Source organism: Nocardia sp. NPDC050175 (assembly GCF_044459885.1).
Lineage (GTDB): Bacteria > Actinomycetota > Actinomycetes > Mycobacteriales > Mycobacteriaceae > Nocardia.
On sequence record NZ_JBITJI010000001.1, the window covers coordinates 1,117,387 to 1,133,209 of the forward strand.

Below are 15,823 nucleotides of genomic sequence, written 5' to 3' on the forward strand. Positions count from 1 at the left end.
CCTGCGGTTCGTGTGTGCGACCGGGCTCAGCCGCCGACCCACAGTGGCAGGGTGATTTGGTCGATGCCGTTGTGCGCGTCGATGGACAGGTGCAGTTCCCAGGGGCCGGTCATCATCAGCGAGACCGCGGGGGCGTGGAAACGACCAGACCCGTTGGCGGCGGCCGAGATCGGCGCTCCGGCATGGCCCATCAGCGGCTGGATCGCTTGAACCTGTACTGCCGCATGGTCTATCGGAGCGCCCGCGCGGTCGGTGACGGTCACGTCCACGGCGGTGTCGCCCAGCCGAAGACTGTCGATGGTGACGGTGACAAGGTGTTGGGACGTACCGGTTTTCAGCACGACCGGAGCAGATGGACTAGGCCACACCAGCCATCCGATGACAGCGATTACGACCACGGCACCTACGGCGGCGACAAGACGAAGCGAACGTCGACCGGTGAACGCGCTCATCGCTGTGCTCCCGCGACATCGAGCACCACGGGGACAGTGAGCAGCGTGTAGTTGCGTTCGACCTGGATCCAGAGCCGGTACCGGCCCGCGACAGGGAATGTGAAGGTGAACGGAACGTCGGGTCCGAACGCGGCCACGGTTTCGTCAGGCGGACTCTCACCGTTCACGGGCGGCATGAGCATGACCCCGCGTCCCGAGCCGGCCGCGTCCATCCCGTGCATCCCCGACATGTCGTGCCCACCACTCATTCCCGACATGTCGTGCGCACCACTCATCCCCGGCATGTCCGGCATCGACGTCGGCCCCATCGAATGCGCATGACCCCAAACGGCCGAGTTCTGCACGGCCGCAGCGATATCCACGCTGCCGTCCGGCACTGGACCCGCCATGATCAGGTGACCGACCATGCCGAGCCACGGTTGCAGATCGGAGGTGTCGCCAACTTCAGCGGTGATGGTCGTCGGCTTCCCCACCACCGCGTCGGTTGTCTTGACGGTGACGGAGTTGCCATCGAGAACCAGCGAAGCGGACTTGTCGCCACCGCCGAGATGCAAGGGGGCGCTGGATGTCTGAGGCGCGGCGCTCGCATCATTCGGCACGGCAGTGAACCCGGTTGCGGCACGCACCATTTGGACACCACCGCCGCGGCGAGCCAACTCGGCCGACAGCGCGTAACGACCAGGCTCGGGGGCAGTCAGATGAACCTGATACCGGCCGGGCCCGGTCCGGATCGGATGCAGGTGCGACAGTCCACCACTCGGCCCGACCACCAGCAGATGCACGAGCGCACTGTCGTGCACGAGCAGATCGTCCACCGCCGCCCCGGTAGCCGCATCGATCAGCACGAGATCGAAATCGCCTGGCCGCCCGGCAGTTACCGCCCCTTCGACGGTGAGCAGAACAGGAGGCCGGGAATAGTCCGAAATCAACGGCTGGTTCAACGAATACGGATCGGTGACGTTGTCCACCGTCGGGTCCAATTGATTACCCGGTTGCGGCGGCAGCGGCAACGATGCCGACAGCAGTGCCGCAGTCACCGACACGGCAACCCCCGCCACCATCCCACCGGCCGGAATCAACGCCCACGCACTGTGCCGGGCCCGCATCGCGATCAACACCGAAACAGGCAGCAGCACACCGGCCACCAGGAAACCTAGGTAAACCAGCCGCTCCGGCGGCGAGGTGACCTGCGCGGGCACAACGAACGGAATCCGCGCCACCCGCGCTCCGTCACCGACGGAGAGTTCCCAAGGACCGGGCCGATCCATCTCGAGGGTGGCCGAGTACATCCCAGGCGTGCCACCGAGTTCGACAACGGCATCGGCGGTCGGCACGCCCGGCGCAGGCAGATCCGAACCGGCTCCAGTCGGCGTCACCGCAAGCGTGAGTTTCCCGGCGGCAGTGCCCGCGTGCGTGACAACGTCCACGCGCAACGGCCCGGGCACACTGGTCACCCGCCGCAGCACAATCGTCAATTCCCGATCACCGAGCGTCTGCGCGACCGAAACATCCGCGACCGCAGCAGCGGAGTCCGCCGACGCGGGCGCCATCCCCACCGAAGCAAGCAGCAGCCACAGCCCCGCGACGAGCAGGACGCGACAGCGAGCAGCGCGGGCGATAGACACGATCGCCATGGTAGGGAAGTGATCCCATGAGTTCATCACCTCCAGAGGGGATCTCCCGTACCCCGCTGGAGTGATGCCACAGTGGGGGAAGTCCCGGAGAATGCCTGCCTACCCGCGGCCCACAGCGGTTTGCCGAAGCCTGAAACTCAGGCCTTCAGCCCGTGTTTGGTGACGTAGATGTTGTGGAAGACGAGGACTGCGCCGAGGACGACCAGCCATTGCAGGGTGCTCACCAGCGGTATCGCGTCGATCGGCAGGGTGTAGGCGAGCAGCACTCGCACCACGGCATCGAGGGTGAAGGCGGTGCCCCACACCGCGGTCAATACCCGCAGGTTGCTGCGGAATCGGGAGTCGTTGTCCCAGCGGGCATCCCACCGTCGGTAGCCTTCCTCGCCGATCTTCGCCGTGACGAGGGCGCGGGAGGCGGTGCGCATGAACGGACGTTGGGTCAGCAGGCTCCCGAGCATCCACAGGCCGAGCACCCCGAAGATCCAGCTGTCGCGGACCAGCAGCGTGCGGGGATCGCCGGTCACCAGGGTCATCAGCGTGCCGACCACGATCATCGAAAGGGTGAACAGCGCGAACGCCTCGACGCGGCGCTCGCGAATCGCGTGGTAGGCAACAATTCCCGCGATGAGCAGCGAGGGCGCGATCAGCGCCAGCCACGGGTTCACCCCGGCCGCGCGCAGGGCGTAGTAGCCGCCGAGTGGAAGCACCAAATCGACGATCAGCTGGCGTAGGAGGTGTCGGCGGACGGCGGCGCGTTTCTGCTCCGGCGTGCGTTCAGCGGTGAGTACCTGTGGTGCGTTCATCTCGGCTCCGGTGTTGATCACGATTGTTTACGGGTGGCGAGTTCGAAGAGATCGGCCAGTTCACGGGCGCAGGCGGCGGCGTCGAAGTCGGGATCGTCCCCGGCACGGGCGACGGCCGCGTCGCGGGCGGATCGAATGGCGAGCGCCATGATCGCAGGGTCGAAGGACCGGAATTCCCCGGCCCGCTGCCCTTCCCGGAGCCACGCCTCCTGGCCGCGGGCGATCTCATCGACCTTCTCGATCAGGCCCAACGTGTGTGGGTCGTCCGGCCTGGCATTGGCGACGATGCTGGCGAGCGCCCGCTGATGGGTGGGGTACTCGTCGGGCAATGCGAGGTTGGCGGCGAAATACGCGCGCAGCGGGGCCAGGTAACCGGCCTCGCGCCTGAGCTTCGACACCACGAATTCGGTGTTCACCCGGACGATTTCGTCGGTTACCTCGCGAATCAGGTCGTTCTTGCCGCGAAAGTGGTACGAGATCATGCCGGTGCTGCTCAGCCCCGCCTGCTGCGCGATCTTCGCGAACGAGGTGTTCGGCAAGCCGTGCTCGGCGATGACATCGATCGCGGCCGCCACGATCTGCGCGCGCCGAGCCGCCTCGGTGAACGTCCGGCCGGATTGCTTATCCGAGCCACTGTTTGCTTGCATGAGCAAAACTGTAGCTCGTCTTGCTTACGTGAGCAAGGATTGATTCAGGTGAGCAACATCGGATCCAGCACGTGCATGCGTGCCGGTCGATCATGTCCGTATCGAGGACTGAGCCTGCGCCGTCTTGGCAGGCTCAGCGAGCACGTTGTCGGGCTCGGCGATCACGACGGTGTTGCCGCCCAATTGTTTTGCCTGATACATGGCCGAATCCGCGCGGCGAAACAACTGACTCGGCATGGTGTCCCCCGCGCCGGTCCCCACAGATTCAGACACCGCGGCCCCGACGCTGACGGTGATCGCGATCGGCAGATCGGACATCGTCTCGACCGCGCGCCGCGCCCGCTCAGCCACGGCGCCGACCACCTCGTCACCCAAGAAGCCCACGATCGCGAATTCCTCACCGCCCGTGCGCGCGATGACAGCGCCGGGCAGAGCTGCGGATCGCAGGCATTCGGCCGTCCGCACCAGTACCTCGTCGCCGAAGGGGTGACCGAAGGTGTCGTTGACGGATTTGAACCGATCCAGATCGAGCGTCACGACGTACACGTCACCGCGACCGCAGGATCCGACGAATCGCGAGAGGTACGAGTCGAGGCCACGCCGATTCAACAGCGTGGTCAGCGGATCCGACAACGCATCCAGCCGCAGTAGCCAGTGACAGAACTGGACGATGGGGAGCACCACCCCGATCACCACGAGATTGCTCACCACAACCCCGACGCCGAGGGCGAGATCTCCGGTCCCACGTCCAGCCTGCGGCAGGCCGATGACCATCATGCTCGCCAGCACCACGTTTGCCAGCAGCGACCAGCCGATGTGCACGGCCAAGACCCGCGGACCGTGGAAGATCGTCACATATCCCCCGGTCGTCACCAGCAGCACGACGCCCTGCAGGCCGAAGAGCCGGTCCTGGACCAGCACGTTGTTGGCGGCGATAGCGACATCGATCGCCGCGACCCAGGCGAGCGACTCCCACTCCCCCGGCCACGGTAACGTCCACCAGCGCAACGCCCACACCCCGGCGAGTACGGCCGCGGCGGCAGCCTGCAACTGTCCCACCAGCCCTGTCTGCCCCACCTGTGACACCACGGCAAGCACCGTGATCACGACCATCCCGATGCCCCCGCAGCCGACCATGAACTTCAGTGGGCGCAGCGCCGAATGGGATTCGAGCGTCTGGATCAGCCAGCGATAATCGACCCGGTCGTTCCACCATGCTCGAACCATGGGCTGGATAACGGCCATCGGGTTACCGCCTTATGTCGGCAAACTGTCACCTGTCGTCATAGATGCTGATGATAGTAAGCGCCACAGGCCTCGAGGCGCACTAGTTACTTCTAGGCAACAGGTCCTTGTCGAGCTGTTACCCGTCACAGTTGAACCGCTGAGCACCCGACGGACCAGCGTGCCTTACCCCGGTACGAGGCCGTCTACGGCCGGCTCGACCGTCCCTGCCGGACGCTCGAACTGTCGGCCTTCCACCCCACGTTCGTGGTTCAGTTCGTTGCGTCCATGGGCCGCCAGGATTTTGGCTCGTTTGCTGGGCTGGATATTGGCCTTGGTGATATCGCCGTCGTAGTGCGCGAGCACCCGCGGATCCATCACGCGCCGCCACAGCGGCGGAATCGCCGCGCACACGACCATGGCGATGTATCCGGCCGGAAGCCGTGGCGCCTCATCGGAAGTGCGCAGAGTCTGATACCGACGTCCGATATTGATGTGGTGATCGCTGTGCCGCTGCACATTGAAGATGAAGAGGTTGGTGACCAGCCAGTCGCAATCCCAGCTGTCCCTCGGCGAGAAGCGAGCCCACGCACCGTTGGGTTTGCGCTCGCGTAGCAGTCCGTAGTGCTCGATGTAGCCGATCGTCTTGAGCAACCCCATGCCGAGCACTGCCTGTATCAACAGGTACGGCAAAATGTGCCAGCCGAATACGGCGAGCAGTCCGCCGAACAACACGGCGGTAATCGACCATCCCTGCAGGATATCGTTGTGAATACTCCACCATCCCCGGCCTTTTCGGCGTAGCCGCACCCCTTCCAGCTCGATCGCGGAGCGGAAGGCGCTGACCAGATAGCGTGGCAGGAATTCCCAGAGCGACTCACCGTATCGCGCGCTCGAATGATCGGTAGGCGTGGCCACCCAGACGTGATGTCCACGATTGTGTTCGACGGTGAAGTGGCCGTAACCCGACTGCGCCAGGGCGATTTTCGACAGCCACCGCTCTAGTTTCTCGACTCGATGCCCCAACTCGTGGGCGGCGTTGATACCGATAAAACTCACGAAGCCCACCGTCGCCGTCAGACCGAGTTTGTCCACCACGCTCAACTCGTTGCCCGACCACATGGCACACGCGATGACCAGGCCGATCAGCTGGACCGGCAGGAACAGGTACGTGCACCACCGGTAGTACCGGTCGTTCGACAGCACCTCGTAATCCTCGTCACGCGGATTGTTGTAGTCCTCCCCGACCATCCAATCCAACACCGGGATAACGATGAATACGATGATCGGACCGATCCACCAGAAGACCGGTGATCCCGTGCGTAGCACCAGCTGGGAGGGCAGCAGCGCGCTCGCCGGTGCGACAAAACCTAAAACCCACAGGTGACGTTTGGGATCAGACGATCCCAAACGTTTGCCCATTATTCGCATGTCTGCCCTTGGATGCGACTCGAACCTATTTCGGATGGCCGAAGCATAGGACGAGACCGCGAATGCTGCCGCTTAAAACCTTTCAGTTAAGCGCTACTAAAAGCAATCACGGGAATCCGCTGGTCGGTGGTCGTCGTGGCTTAAATCGACCATCAGCAGCGCACTGAGGATTCATCGGCCGGGCAGCCCCGCTGTGTGACGCCTAGGGTTTGCTACGGCCTCGACTCGGTCGTTCGACCAGGTCCCGTTGCGGCCGCGGGTCAGGTCTTCTTGGTTGCCGTGACGAGCCTGGTGGGAAACCACGGCGCGCCCCACCACATGCGCGGGCCGAGATTGCGTCGCTGTACGTCGGTCAACCCGAGCTCACGCAGGTGTGCGCGATATCGATCGGTGGACAACAGATCTGCGATCGCGAGCCGACCGCCGGGGCGCAGCACCCGGACGGCTTCGTCGAGGGCGGCGCGTCGATCGGCGGCGGACGGGAGGTTGTGCAGGACCAGATTGCTGATGATCAGGTCGAAGGTGTTGTCGGCGAACGGCAATCGCGTGATGTCGCCGGTTTCCACCTCGACCCGGTCGGCCACGCCTTCGCGTTCGGCGTTGCGCCGGGTGGCCGCCGGGGTGTTGCCGGTCTGGTCGGCCTGCCAGAGGTCGATGCCGACCGCCCGCCCACGGGGCAGCAGTTCGGCGGCCATCAGCAGCAGCGCGCCGCGACCACAGCCCAGGTCCAGGACCTGCTCGTCACCGCGCAGCCGGAGATCGCCGAGAATCCGTGACCACACCTCGAACTTGCCGACACGCGTCGTATAGAGATACGAGCCGATGAACAGCACCAGCCCGAGCGTGCTCGAGCCGGTCACCAGCGCGCCGACGAGCGAGCCGACCACGAGGTAGCGCACCGTCAGCGCGATCAGCGCTGCGACTATCACGGCCAGGATCACCCCCTGCCAGCGCGCCGAAATCACGCCGAAGTCTCCATCCACGCCGTAGTCACCCCGGCGGCGCACGTCCGGTGAATGCGTGGTCATCGTGCTTCCGCCTGTGTAGCGGCAGACTGCGCTCCGGCGAGGCGACCGCGGAGGAACTCGGCGATCTCCGCACGTGCGGCCTTGGCCTGCGGCACCACCCCGGGCAGGGTGATGAACGCGTGCGGCGCTCCTGGATGTTCGGAAAGCTTTACGGGCGTGCCGAATTCGCGCAGTCGAGCAGCGTAGCGGCGGCCGTGATCGGCCACCGGGTCGAGGGTCGGCACCACCACGAGTGCCGGGGCGAGCCCACCGAGGTCCGCGGCAAACAACGGTGACACCAGGTGGGGATCCGTGCCCGGCGGCACGGCCAACCGCTGGAAAAGCCGTAGCTTCGGCACGGACGCCGTCTGAGTGTGCGCGTACCGGGACATCGAGGGGTAGTCGTACATCGTCTCGGTCAGATCGCTGGCCGGGTTGATCAATACTTGCGCTCGTAGTTGCAGGCCAACGGCTTTGGCGCGGATCGCGGCCATCGCGACGATCAGCGCGCCGGTGCTCTCACCGACCACCGCGGTTCGTGCCGGGTCAATCCCCCATTCCGCGGCGTGCTCAACTATGTGCCGCAGCACATCCCAGCCGTCATCGATGGCGTCCGACAGCGGAGTCCCCGGAGCGAGGAGTCGATGCTCGACGGAGACGACGACCGCGGGCAGTCGCGCCGCGAGATGACTGTTCGCCCAGTCGCATTGGGCGGCGGTGCCCACGAAACCGCCACCGTGCACGTGCACTACGAGCGGCAGGTCGGTGCCGCCGGTCGACGGCCGGTACACCCGGACGGGGAGCACGCGATCAGCCAATGCCACTTCCTGCCAACGGATTTCGGCGTGACGATCCGGAGACCCGGTGATCACCCGACTGAGTCGTGCGGAGGCGATGCGGTTCGCCTTGTCGCGGTAGGCGATCAGCTCCTCGTCCGTCATCGTGGACCAGTCCGGCTCCTTCCGCAGGGCATACAGCAGCCGAATACCGAGCGGCGGCCGTTCGATGCTGGTTGCGTCAGTCATGTCGTTCCTCCTAGAGCACACCGCGCCGCAGCTGACGCGTGTTGCAGACCTGACTGCCAGCATCGCCAGCTCATCGCCGGCCGTATTGGACAAATCTTCCCGCCCCGGTGATCGGCACCGCGAGAATCAGCCCCTCGGCTCACGCCCTGGATGCGTACTCCGGCGCCGCCCACGCGACGGGGTCGACCGCCAGCCACGGCGCCACCGCAACCCCCGCCGGTGTCACTCCGGCAAAGGCCATCGCGTCCCGGCAGAGGTGGGACTGGTCGACGTAACCGCTCTCGGCCGCGACCAAGGCAGCGCTGTGCCCCTCGGCGAGACGATGTGCCGCATAGTCGAATCGGACCAGCTGCGCGGCCCGCTTGGGCGTGAGACCGACCTGGGACCGAAAGCGTGACCACAGCCGCTTGTAGCTCCAGCCGACCTCGGCCGCCAGCCGTTCGACTCGAATTCGCCCTCGGCTCAGCACGATTCGCGCCCAAGCGAAGGCCACCTCCGGGTCGACCGCCCGGCCCGCCTCCTGCCGTCGGATCAGCGCGGCCTTCGCGATCGAGAACCGCTCGTCCCAGGATTCGGCGGCATGCAGTTGTTCCTGGATCCGCGCGGCGTCGCTGCCCCAAAGATCCTCGAGCGCAACGACTGTTCCGCCCAACTCCGCCGAGGCGCCCAGCACCGCGTGCGCGACCACCGGCGACAGCCGCACCTGCAGCACGTCGACCTCTTGCCCGCACCCACGCACGCGGGCCGGGGCTGGACCGACCACGCCGCTGCCATGCCTCCGCGCACCATCGGCCTCGTCGACGAACCACACGTCGCCGAAATCGATGAACATCGTGAAGGCCGGGTACGGGACCATCCGCAATTCGATCGGCCGATCGGCTCGGCCACGAAACCCGGCCATGCTGACCCCCGCCAGCCGCCCCGACCGCGCCGGGACCGCGACATCCATCACCTGTTCAGCGATACGAACCGGCGCGACGGACATACCGCCATGCTACGAGCCCGCAGCCACGAATTTCGAGGAGCTGGGCGCCTTCTCCTGCTCGAACTCAGCGCGCGATGGGTGGCGCGGGCACCGGGCAGGCGTCCACCGCCTCCGCCACCACCTGCGCGGAATCCGGGACCGGCGGACGGACGCCGTCGGCGTACTCGGTCCCCACCAGGGGTGGCGCGGATTCGAGTGATTCGTTCTCCTCTTCGGTGAATGCCCTTGCCCTGCTGAGGAATCGCCAGCCCTCGGGCGCTTCGAGGCTGAATCCGCCGCCGCGCCCGGGCACCACGTCGATGACGAGTTGCGTGTGTTTCCAGGCCTGGAACTGCGATCCGGAGATCCACACCGGCACGGCGTCGAGGTCGGCGGACGGCAGACTCGCAGGCACCTCCCCCACCGCGAGGCGCAGATCGAGGATGCCGAGCAGGATGTCACGATCGCCGATGATGAACTCGCCCAACGGATAACACATCGGCGACGACCCGTCGCAGCACCCGCCGGACTGGTGCATCATCAGCGCACCGTGCACGTCGCGGAGGCGGCGCAACAGTGCCGCCGCCCCCACGGTCGCGACCAAACGGGGCGGGGCGACACTCACCGTGCCACCCGTTCCCGCTTCGCCATGTTGCTCGGCATCAGAAGAATCCCATGGCTTTCGGCGCGTAGCTCACCAGCAGGTTCTTGGTCTGCTGGTAGTGGTCCAGCATCATCTTGTGGTTTTCCCTGCCGATGCCGGACTGCTTGTAGCCGCCGAACGCCGCGTGCGCCGGGTACTGGTGGTAGGTGTTGGTCCACACCCGCCCGGCCTGGATGTCGCGGCCCGCGCGATACGCCGTGCCGCCGTCGCGGGACCACACGCCCGCGCCGAGGCCGTACAGGGTGTCGTTGGCGATCGAGATGGCGTCGTCGTAATCGGTGAACGAGGTCACCGAGACCACCGGGCCGAAGATCTCCTCCTGGAAGATCCGCATCGCGTTGCGGCCGGTGAAGATGGTCGGCTGCACGTAGTAGCCGCCGTTCAGGTCGCCGCCGAGCATCGCGCGTTCGCCGCCGGTCACCAGTTGTGCGCCCTCACCCTTGCCGATCTCGATGTAGGACAACACCTTTTCGAGTTGATCGTTGGACGCCTGCGCGCCGATCATCGTCTCCGAATCGAGCGGATCGCCTTGGCGCACCGCCTTGGTCCGCAATGCGGCCAGGTCGAGGAAGCGGTCGAAGATATCGGCCTGGATCAGCGAACGCGACGGACAGGTGCACACCTCGCCCTGGTTGAGCGCGAACATGGTGAAGCCTTCCAGGGCCTTGTCCAGGAAGTCGTCGTCGGCGCTCATTACGTCGGAGAAGAAGATGTTGGGGCTCTTGCCGCCCAGTTCGAGGGTCACCGGGATCAGGTTCTGCGACGCATACTGCATGATCAGCCGGCCGGTGGTGGTCTCGCCGGTGAACGCGATCTTCGCGATCCGGTTGCTCGACGCCAGCGGCTTGCCCGCCTCGACGCCGAACCCGTTGACGATGTTGACCACGCCGGGCGGCAGCAGGTCGCCGATGATGCTCCACAGGAACAGGATCGAGGCGGGTGTCTGCTCGGCGGGCTTCAGGATCACCGCGTTGCCCGCGGCCAGCGCGGGCGCCAGCTTCCAGGTGGCCATCAGGATCGGGAAGTTCCACGGAATGATCTGCCCGACAACGCCGAGCGGCTCGTGGAAGTGGTAGGCCACGGTGTCGCTGTCGATCTCCGACAGCGAACCCTCTTGCGCGCGAATGGCTCCGGCGAAGTAGCGGAAGTGGTCGACGGCGAGCGGAATGTCGGCTGCCAGGGCCTCCCGGATCGGCTTGCCGTTGTCCCATACCTCGGCGATCGCGATCGCCTCGAGGTTCTCCTCGATCCGGTCGGCGATCTTGTTCAGGATCACCGCGCGCTCGGCGGGCGAGGTCTTGCCCCAGGCCGGTGCCGCGGCGTGCGCGGCGTCGAGCGCGAGCTCGATGTCCTCGGCGGTGGAACGCGCGATCTCGCAGAATGTTTCACCGGTGATCGGGGTCGGGTTCTCGAAGTACTGGCCCTTGACCGGCGCAACCCACTGGCCGCCGATCCAGTTGTCGTAGCGTGGCTGGAAGCTCGTCGGGGACTCCGGCGAACCAGGACGTGCGTATACGGTCATCGAATCTCCTAGCGTTCACGGCGGCACTCACTGTGACCCACGACACTATGACGCCAACGTTGCATCAACGTTGGGAATGGATCACAGACCGCCGAACTCCCGATCCAACATGCCGATCTGCGCCGCCACTTGGGCATACAGCGACGAATCCCGGTCGAGTGAGGCCAGATAGGCCGACCACGCGCCGCGGTCCTCGCGTCCGTCGACCGACGAGATCCACCAGCCGAGGATCGCCGGGTCCCTGGAGGTGAGAACGGCCGCGCGCATCCGCGCCCGCAGCGATTCGCGGACCCGGCCGACGCCGGGTGCCCGTGAGGCAGGTAGCAATTGGCCGCGGTAGCGCGCCACGGCCGCGCCGATGTCGCCGCGGCGCAGGCTGCGGCGCAACTCGCCGACATCCGAATCGAGTTCCGTCAGTAGCCGATAGGGCCGCGAGCCCAATGCGGTGCCGCCGAGAATCCTGCGCAGGCGCGAGATTTCGGCGCGCACGGTGACGGCGTCGAGGTCTCGTTCGTCCAGCAGTACCGCGATGTGCTCGGTCGCGAGTCCTTCCGGATGTTCCATCAACAGCAGCAAGATCTCCGAGTGCCTGCGCGACAAGGCGATTCGCTCGTTGCCGAACAGGAGCGCGGGTTGTGAGCCAAGCAGCTCCACCCGCGGTGCCGTACGAACGGACACCGGATGCGCCCGAAGTTCGGACTCCGCGACGGCAACCGTCGCCCTGATCAGCGAAAGCACTTCCGGCGCAGCGACGCGCGGGCCGCCGGTGATATCGATCGCACCGAGTATCCGGCCGGTCGCCGGATCATGCACCGGCCCGGCCGCGCAGCTCCACGGGTGGACCAGCCTGCTGTAATGCTCGGCCCCGAAGATCTGCACGCAATGATCAAGTGCCAGTGCCGTTCCGGGGGCGTTGGTGCCGACGGCGGCCTCACTCCAGTCCGCGCCGTCGACGAAGTTCATGCCCGCCGCCCGGTCCTTGGCCGCCGAATCGCCCTCCACCCACAGCAATCGGCCGTGCGCATCGCTCATCGCGATCAACAGCCCGGTGTCCCTGGCATCTTCGACCAGCAGCGTCTGCACGACCGGCCGAACCGACGCCATCGGATGCGCGCGCCGATACCGCTCCAATTCGATTCCGGTCAGCGACGTCCGCCCGATCTGCCGATCCGGATCGATGCCATTGCCCCGACTGCGCACCCAGGACGCCTCGACCACCCGCCGCACCGACGTCGGCGCCTCGCCCCGCTCGACAAACGATTCGTGCGCGGCCGACACATCCGTGCCCACCTGCTCGGCATCCTCGTCCGGGCGCAGCGCTACCCACGGATTCACCCGAATATCCGCACCGCCGGCCACGCCTTCCATCCTCCTCGGCAAATCCGCCCCGATCAATGCGCCGACCGGGCCCGACCTTGACGTTACCGACCGCGCGGGCACTATCGGCCCGTTCGACCGAACGCCCGCGCCGCAGCGCACCGGACTGTTGGCGGATGACGACTCGGATCAGAGGTAGGGGGCGACCTGTTCGGCCGCCTCGACCGGGTGGCCTGCCTGGATCGGGGCGCCGACGGTGTGAAACTTCCAGATGTCGGCCTCGCGTTGCACTTTCGCCACAACCATGCCGGTGTGCCTGCCGCCGACGCGCAGGTTGCCCCCGGTCAGTTCGACGTTTGTCTTGCCATCGACCAGTCGCCAGAAGGCGTTTCGGACTCGTTCGAAGGTGTGTCCCGCGTAGGAGGTCACCACGAAAACGACGGTCGAGGCCTCGGGTGACAGCAGGGTGAGGTCGACGTCGATCATTTCGTTGTCGCCGTTGCTCGAGCCGGTGAGATTGTCGCCTTGATGACGGACCGAGCCGTCTCTGGAGGACAATTGACCATAAAAAGCGGCGTCCATGAGTTGGCGGCCGGAAAAGACCAGGGCCGATGCGTCGAGGTCGATATCGACTTCGCGTAGTCCGAATCGACCAGGTGCGCGGACCGGGTCCCAGCCCAATGCCATTTTCACGTGCGACAATTCGGCGCCGCCCGGTTTACGCAGTGCCATTTCCGTGGTCGCGCCGAGCAGGCTCGCATCATGCGGCTCGGGCAGCGGGGCGGGCTGGCGCACCGGCGGGTTCGGAGTGCGCCCCACCGCGACGCCGTGCGCGGTGACCAGCGCGGCGAACCCGCTGTGGTAGCCGTGTCCTAGGGGACGGAGCAGCCAATCGGGGCCCGACCGATCCAAGTCCATGGCGACGACCGTCGATTCGGGGCCGAGGTCGGTAACCATGTAGTCGCACAATCGGTGTCCGGCAGCGTCATCGATGCTCAGGTCAGGGGCGGCGTAATTGCCCATGCTGTCCTGCTGGTCATCGAGCGCGACGACGACTCGGACATGTTCGATGTCGGCCGGAATCGCGCGCAGATCGATCGCCAATGCGCTGGGCCGACCTTCCTCGCCCGGCAGCAGCCGAACACCTTGGCCGAGCGGCTGATTGTAGAAGACCAGATCCGCGTCCGCGCGCACCATGCCGTCCGTGGTGAGCAACAGTGCGGACAGATCGACAGCCGCGCTGTGCCGGACCGAAACAACGATGTGCTCGGCTTCGAGCACAATTGCCTGCCCCCGAGCCAGTTGCACGGTCATTCATCACACACTACAAAAACAATCGCCGAATACCTGGAACGGCACGCGTCTATTACTGCGGTTGAATAACGTATTCAGCGGGCCGGTGATGAATTAACGATGATTACCGGGCGACGCCGACCGCATGCCGTTTTCGGGGGTCAGCGCGGCGAGCGCACCTCCTCGGGATGCTCGGCAACATGCTTCTTGGCCGCCGGATAGTTGGCTTTACCGCTCGGTTGCCGCATCACCTCGTCGACGATCCAATAGCGACGCGGCACCTTGTAACCCGCGATCTTGGTGCGCACGTGCGCGTCCAGCTCCGCCAGATCGAGCCGAATCCCCTTGCGCGGTGCGACAACTGCCGCCACCGACGCACCGAACCGCTCGTCCGCGACACCGACCACCAGCGCGTCGAACACCTCGGGTGACGACTTCAGCGCACCCTCGACCTCCTCCGGATAGACCTTCTCCCCGCCGGTATTGATGCATTCCGAGCCACGTCCGAGCAACGTGACGGTGCCGTCCTCCTCGTAGCGGGCGTAGTCGCCGGGCACGACGTAGCGGGTGCCGTCGATCTCGATGAAGATCGTCTCGGTCTTCGCCGGGTCCTTGTAGTAGCCGATCGGCACGTGACCCCGGCGCGCGATCCGGCCGACCGCGCCCGGCTTCGGCTCGAGCAGTGCGCCGTCCTCATCGATCAGCGCGGCCTGGGCGTTGAACTTCACCCGCGGCCCCTGCGTGTGATCGGAGTCCTTGGTGACCACCCCGAGTCCGGTGCCGCCGCTCTCCGAGGAGCCGATCACGTCGGTGATGAACAGGTTCGGGAACAGCTCGAGGTACTGCTGCTTGAGCGAATGCGAGAACAGCGCCGCGTTGCTGCTCAACGCCCACAGCGCCGACACGTCGTACGGCCGCTCGCGGTAGGCGTCGAACAGCGGCCGCGCCATCGCGTCGCCGGCCACGGCGAGCACATTGACCTGGTGCCGCTCGACGGCCCGCCACACCTCGTGCGCGTCGAACTGCGGCACGAAAACCACTGTGCCGCCGGAGTTCAGCGCGATGAACGACGCCCACTGCGCCGCGCCGTGGATCAGCGGCGGCAGCGGCGCCATGACGATGCCGGTGGGGCCGGACTTCGCACCGTCGGCCAGTTCCCACTCGTCGGCGACGTATTCGCCGGTGACGTGGTTGATGCCGCCGCCGAGGGTGCGCCACACGTCCTCGTGCCGCCACATCACGCCCTTCGGGAAGCCGGTGGTGCCGCCGGTGTAGAGCAGGTAGAGGTCGTCGGAGCTGCGTTCCGGGAAGTCGCGCACCGGCGCCTCGTTCGCCAGCGCCGCCTCGTATTCGGTGCCGCCGTAACGGTGGAAGTCCCGATCGGAGCCGTCCTCGATGACGATGACGTCGGTGAGCAACGGGGTGTGCGGCAGCACCTCGGCGACGACGTCGGAGTAGGCGCGTTCGTGGATCAGCGCCTTCAGGTCCGCGTTGTCGGCGATGTAGCGGACCTCCTCGGCGACGTAGCGGTAGTTCACGCAGACCACCGCCGCGCGCAGTTTGTAGGTCGCGAACATCGCCTCCAGCGCCTGGATGGAGTTACGCGAGTACACCCCGACGTGATCACCTTTGCCGATGCCACGCGAGGCGAGGTGATGCGCGAGCTGGTTCGCGCGGTCGTCCAACTCGCGATAGGTGACCTGGCGGTCCCCGCAGATGACGGCGATGCGGTCGGGCACCGCGTCCACCGCGTGCTCGAGAAGGTCTGCGACGTTGAAAGCCATGACGGTAAAACTAGAACTGGTTCTAGTTTTGGGCAATGGAACCGACCCGAACAAGC

General features: G+C 66.0%; 14 protein-coding genes. All 14 read right to left on the bottom strand.

Features of this window, described 5'->3' with window-relative positions:
• Positions 1 to 26: 26 nt before the first annotated feature.
• The 14 genes from ACIBK2_RS05095 to ACIBK2_RS05160 all read right to left on the bottom strand — a co-directional run bounded on the left by ACIBK2_RS05095 (position 27) and on the right by ACIBK2_RS05160 (position 15,767).
• Positions 27 to 341, bottom strand: a complete 315-nt coding sequence (locus tag ACIBK2_RS05095; RefSeq protein ID WP_396963807.1) for a FixH family protein — start codon at positions 339 to 341, stop codon at positions 27 to 29.
• A 107-nt stretch (positions 342 to 448) separates the two neighbouring features.
• Positions 449 to 2,077, bottom strand: coding sequence for a hypothetical protein (locus ACIBK2_RS05100; RefSeq protein ID WP_396963809.1), 1,629 nt, complete (start codon positions 2,075 to 2,077; stop codon positions 449 to 451).
• 146 nt (positions 2,078 to 2,223) lie between these two features.
• Complete coding sequence (locus ACIBK2_RS05105; protein WP_396963811.1) at positions 2,224 to 2,889, bottom strand: VC0807 family protein; 666 nt, start codon at positions 2,887 to 2,889, stop codon at positions 2,224 to 2,226.
• Between the two features lie 17 nt (positions 2,890 to 2,906).
• Positions 2,907 to 3,536 (bottom strand): TetR family transcriptional regulator, encoded by a 630-nt coding sequence (locus tag ACIBK2_RS05110; RefSeq protein ID WP_396963813.1) that lies wholly within the window; start codon positions 3,534 to 3,536, stop codon positions 2,907 to 2,909.
• 90 nt (positions 3,537 to 3,626) lie between these two features.
• Positions 3,627 to 4,781 carry a GGDEF domain-containing protein gene (locus ACIBK2_RS05115; protein ID WP_396963815.1) on the bottom strand — a complete coding sequence of 385 codons (1,155 nt, stop codon included), beginning with the start codon at positions 4,779 to 4,781 and terminating at the stop codon, positions 3,627 to 3,629.
• A 165-nt stretch (positions 4,782 to 4,946) separates the two neighbouring features.
• A complete protein-coding gene (locus ACIBK2_RS05120; RefSeq protein ID WP_396963817.1) occupies positions 4,947 to 6,191 on the bottom strand; it encodes an alkane 1-monooxygenase in 1,245 nt (414 codons plus the stop codon).
• A 260-nt stretch (positions 6,192 to 6,451) separates the two neighbouring features.
• Positions 6,452 to 7,219 (bottom strand): class I SAM-dependent methyltransferase, encoded by a 768-nt coding sequence (locus tag ACIBK2_RS05125; RefSeq protein ID WP_396963819.1) that lies wholly within the window; start codon positions 7,217 to 7,219, stop codon positions 6,452 to 6,454.
• Positions 7,216 to 8,223 carry an alpha/beta hydrolase gene (locus ACIBK2_RS05130; protein ID WP_396963821.1) on the bottom strand — a complete coding sequence of 336 codons (1,008 nt, stop codon included), beginning with the start codon at positions 8,221 to 8,223 and terminating at the stop codon, positions 7,216 to 7,218. The genes ACIBK2_RS05125 and ACIBK2_RS05130 overlap by 4 nt, the downstream gene beginning before the upstream one ends.
• Positions 8,224 to 8,362: 139 nt before the next feature.
• On the bottom strand, positions 8,363 to 9,208 hold the full coding sequence (locus ACIBK2_RS05135) for a helix-turn-helix domain-containing protein (protein ID WP_396963823.1): 846 nt from the start codon (positions 9,206 to 9,208) through the stop codon (positions 8,363 to 8,365).
• Between the two features lie 64 nt (positions 9,209 to 9,272).
• Positions 9,273 to 9,812 (bottom strand): DUF779 domain-containing protein, encoded by a 540-nt coding sequence (locus ACIBK2_RS05140; RefSeq protein ID WP_396963825.1) that lies wholly within the window; start codon positions 9,810 to 9,812, stop codon positions 9,273 to 9,275.
• Positions 9,813 to 9,849: 37 nt separating this feature from the next.
• Positions 9,850 to 11,373: an aldehyde dehydrogenase gene (adh, locus tag ACIBK2_RS05145; protein ID WP_396963828.1), complete on the bottom strand. Its 1,524-nt coding sequence runs from the start codon at positions 11,371 to 11,373 to the stop codon at positions 9,850 to 9,852.
• Between the two features lie 81 nt (positions 11,374 to 11,454).
• Complete coding sequence (locus ACIBK2_RS05150) at positions 11,455 to 12,732, bottom strand: transcriptional regulator (protein ID WP_396963830.1); 1,278 nt, start codon at positions 12,730 to 12,732, stop codon at positions 11,455 to 11,457.
• 147 nt (positions 12,733 to 12,879) lie between these two features.
• Positions 12,880 to 14,004, bottom strand: coding sequence for a TerD family protein (locus ACIBK2_RS05155; protein WP_396963832.1), 1,125 nt, complete (start codon positions 14,002 to 14,004; stop codon positions 12,880 to 12,882).
• A 140-nt stretch (positions 14,005 to 14,144) separates the two neighbouring features.
• Positions 14,145 to 15,767, bottom strand: a complete 1,623-nt coding sequence (locus tag ACIBK2_RS05160) for an acyl-CoA synthetase (protein WP_396963834.1) — start codon at positions 15,765 to 15,767, stop codon at positions 14,145 to 14,147.
• Positions 15,768 to 15,823: the final 56 nt, after the last annotated feature.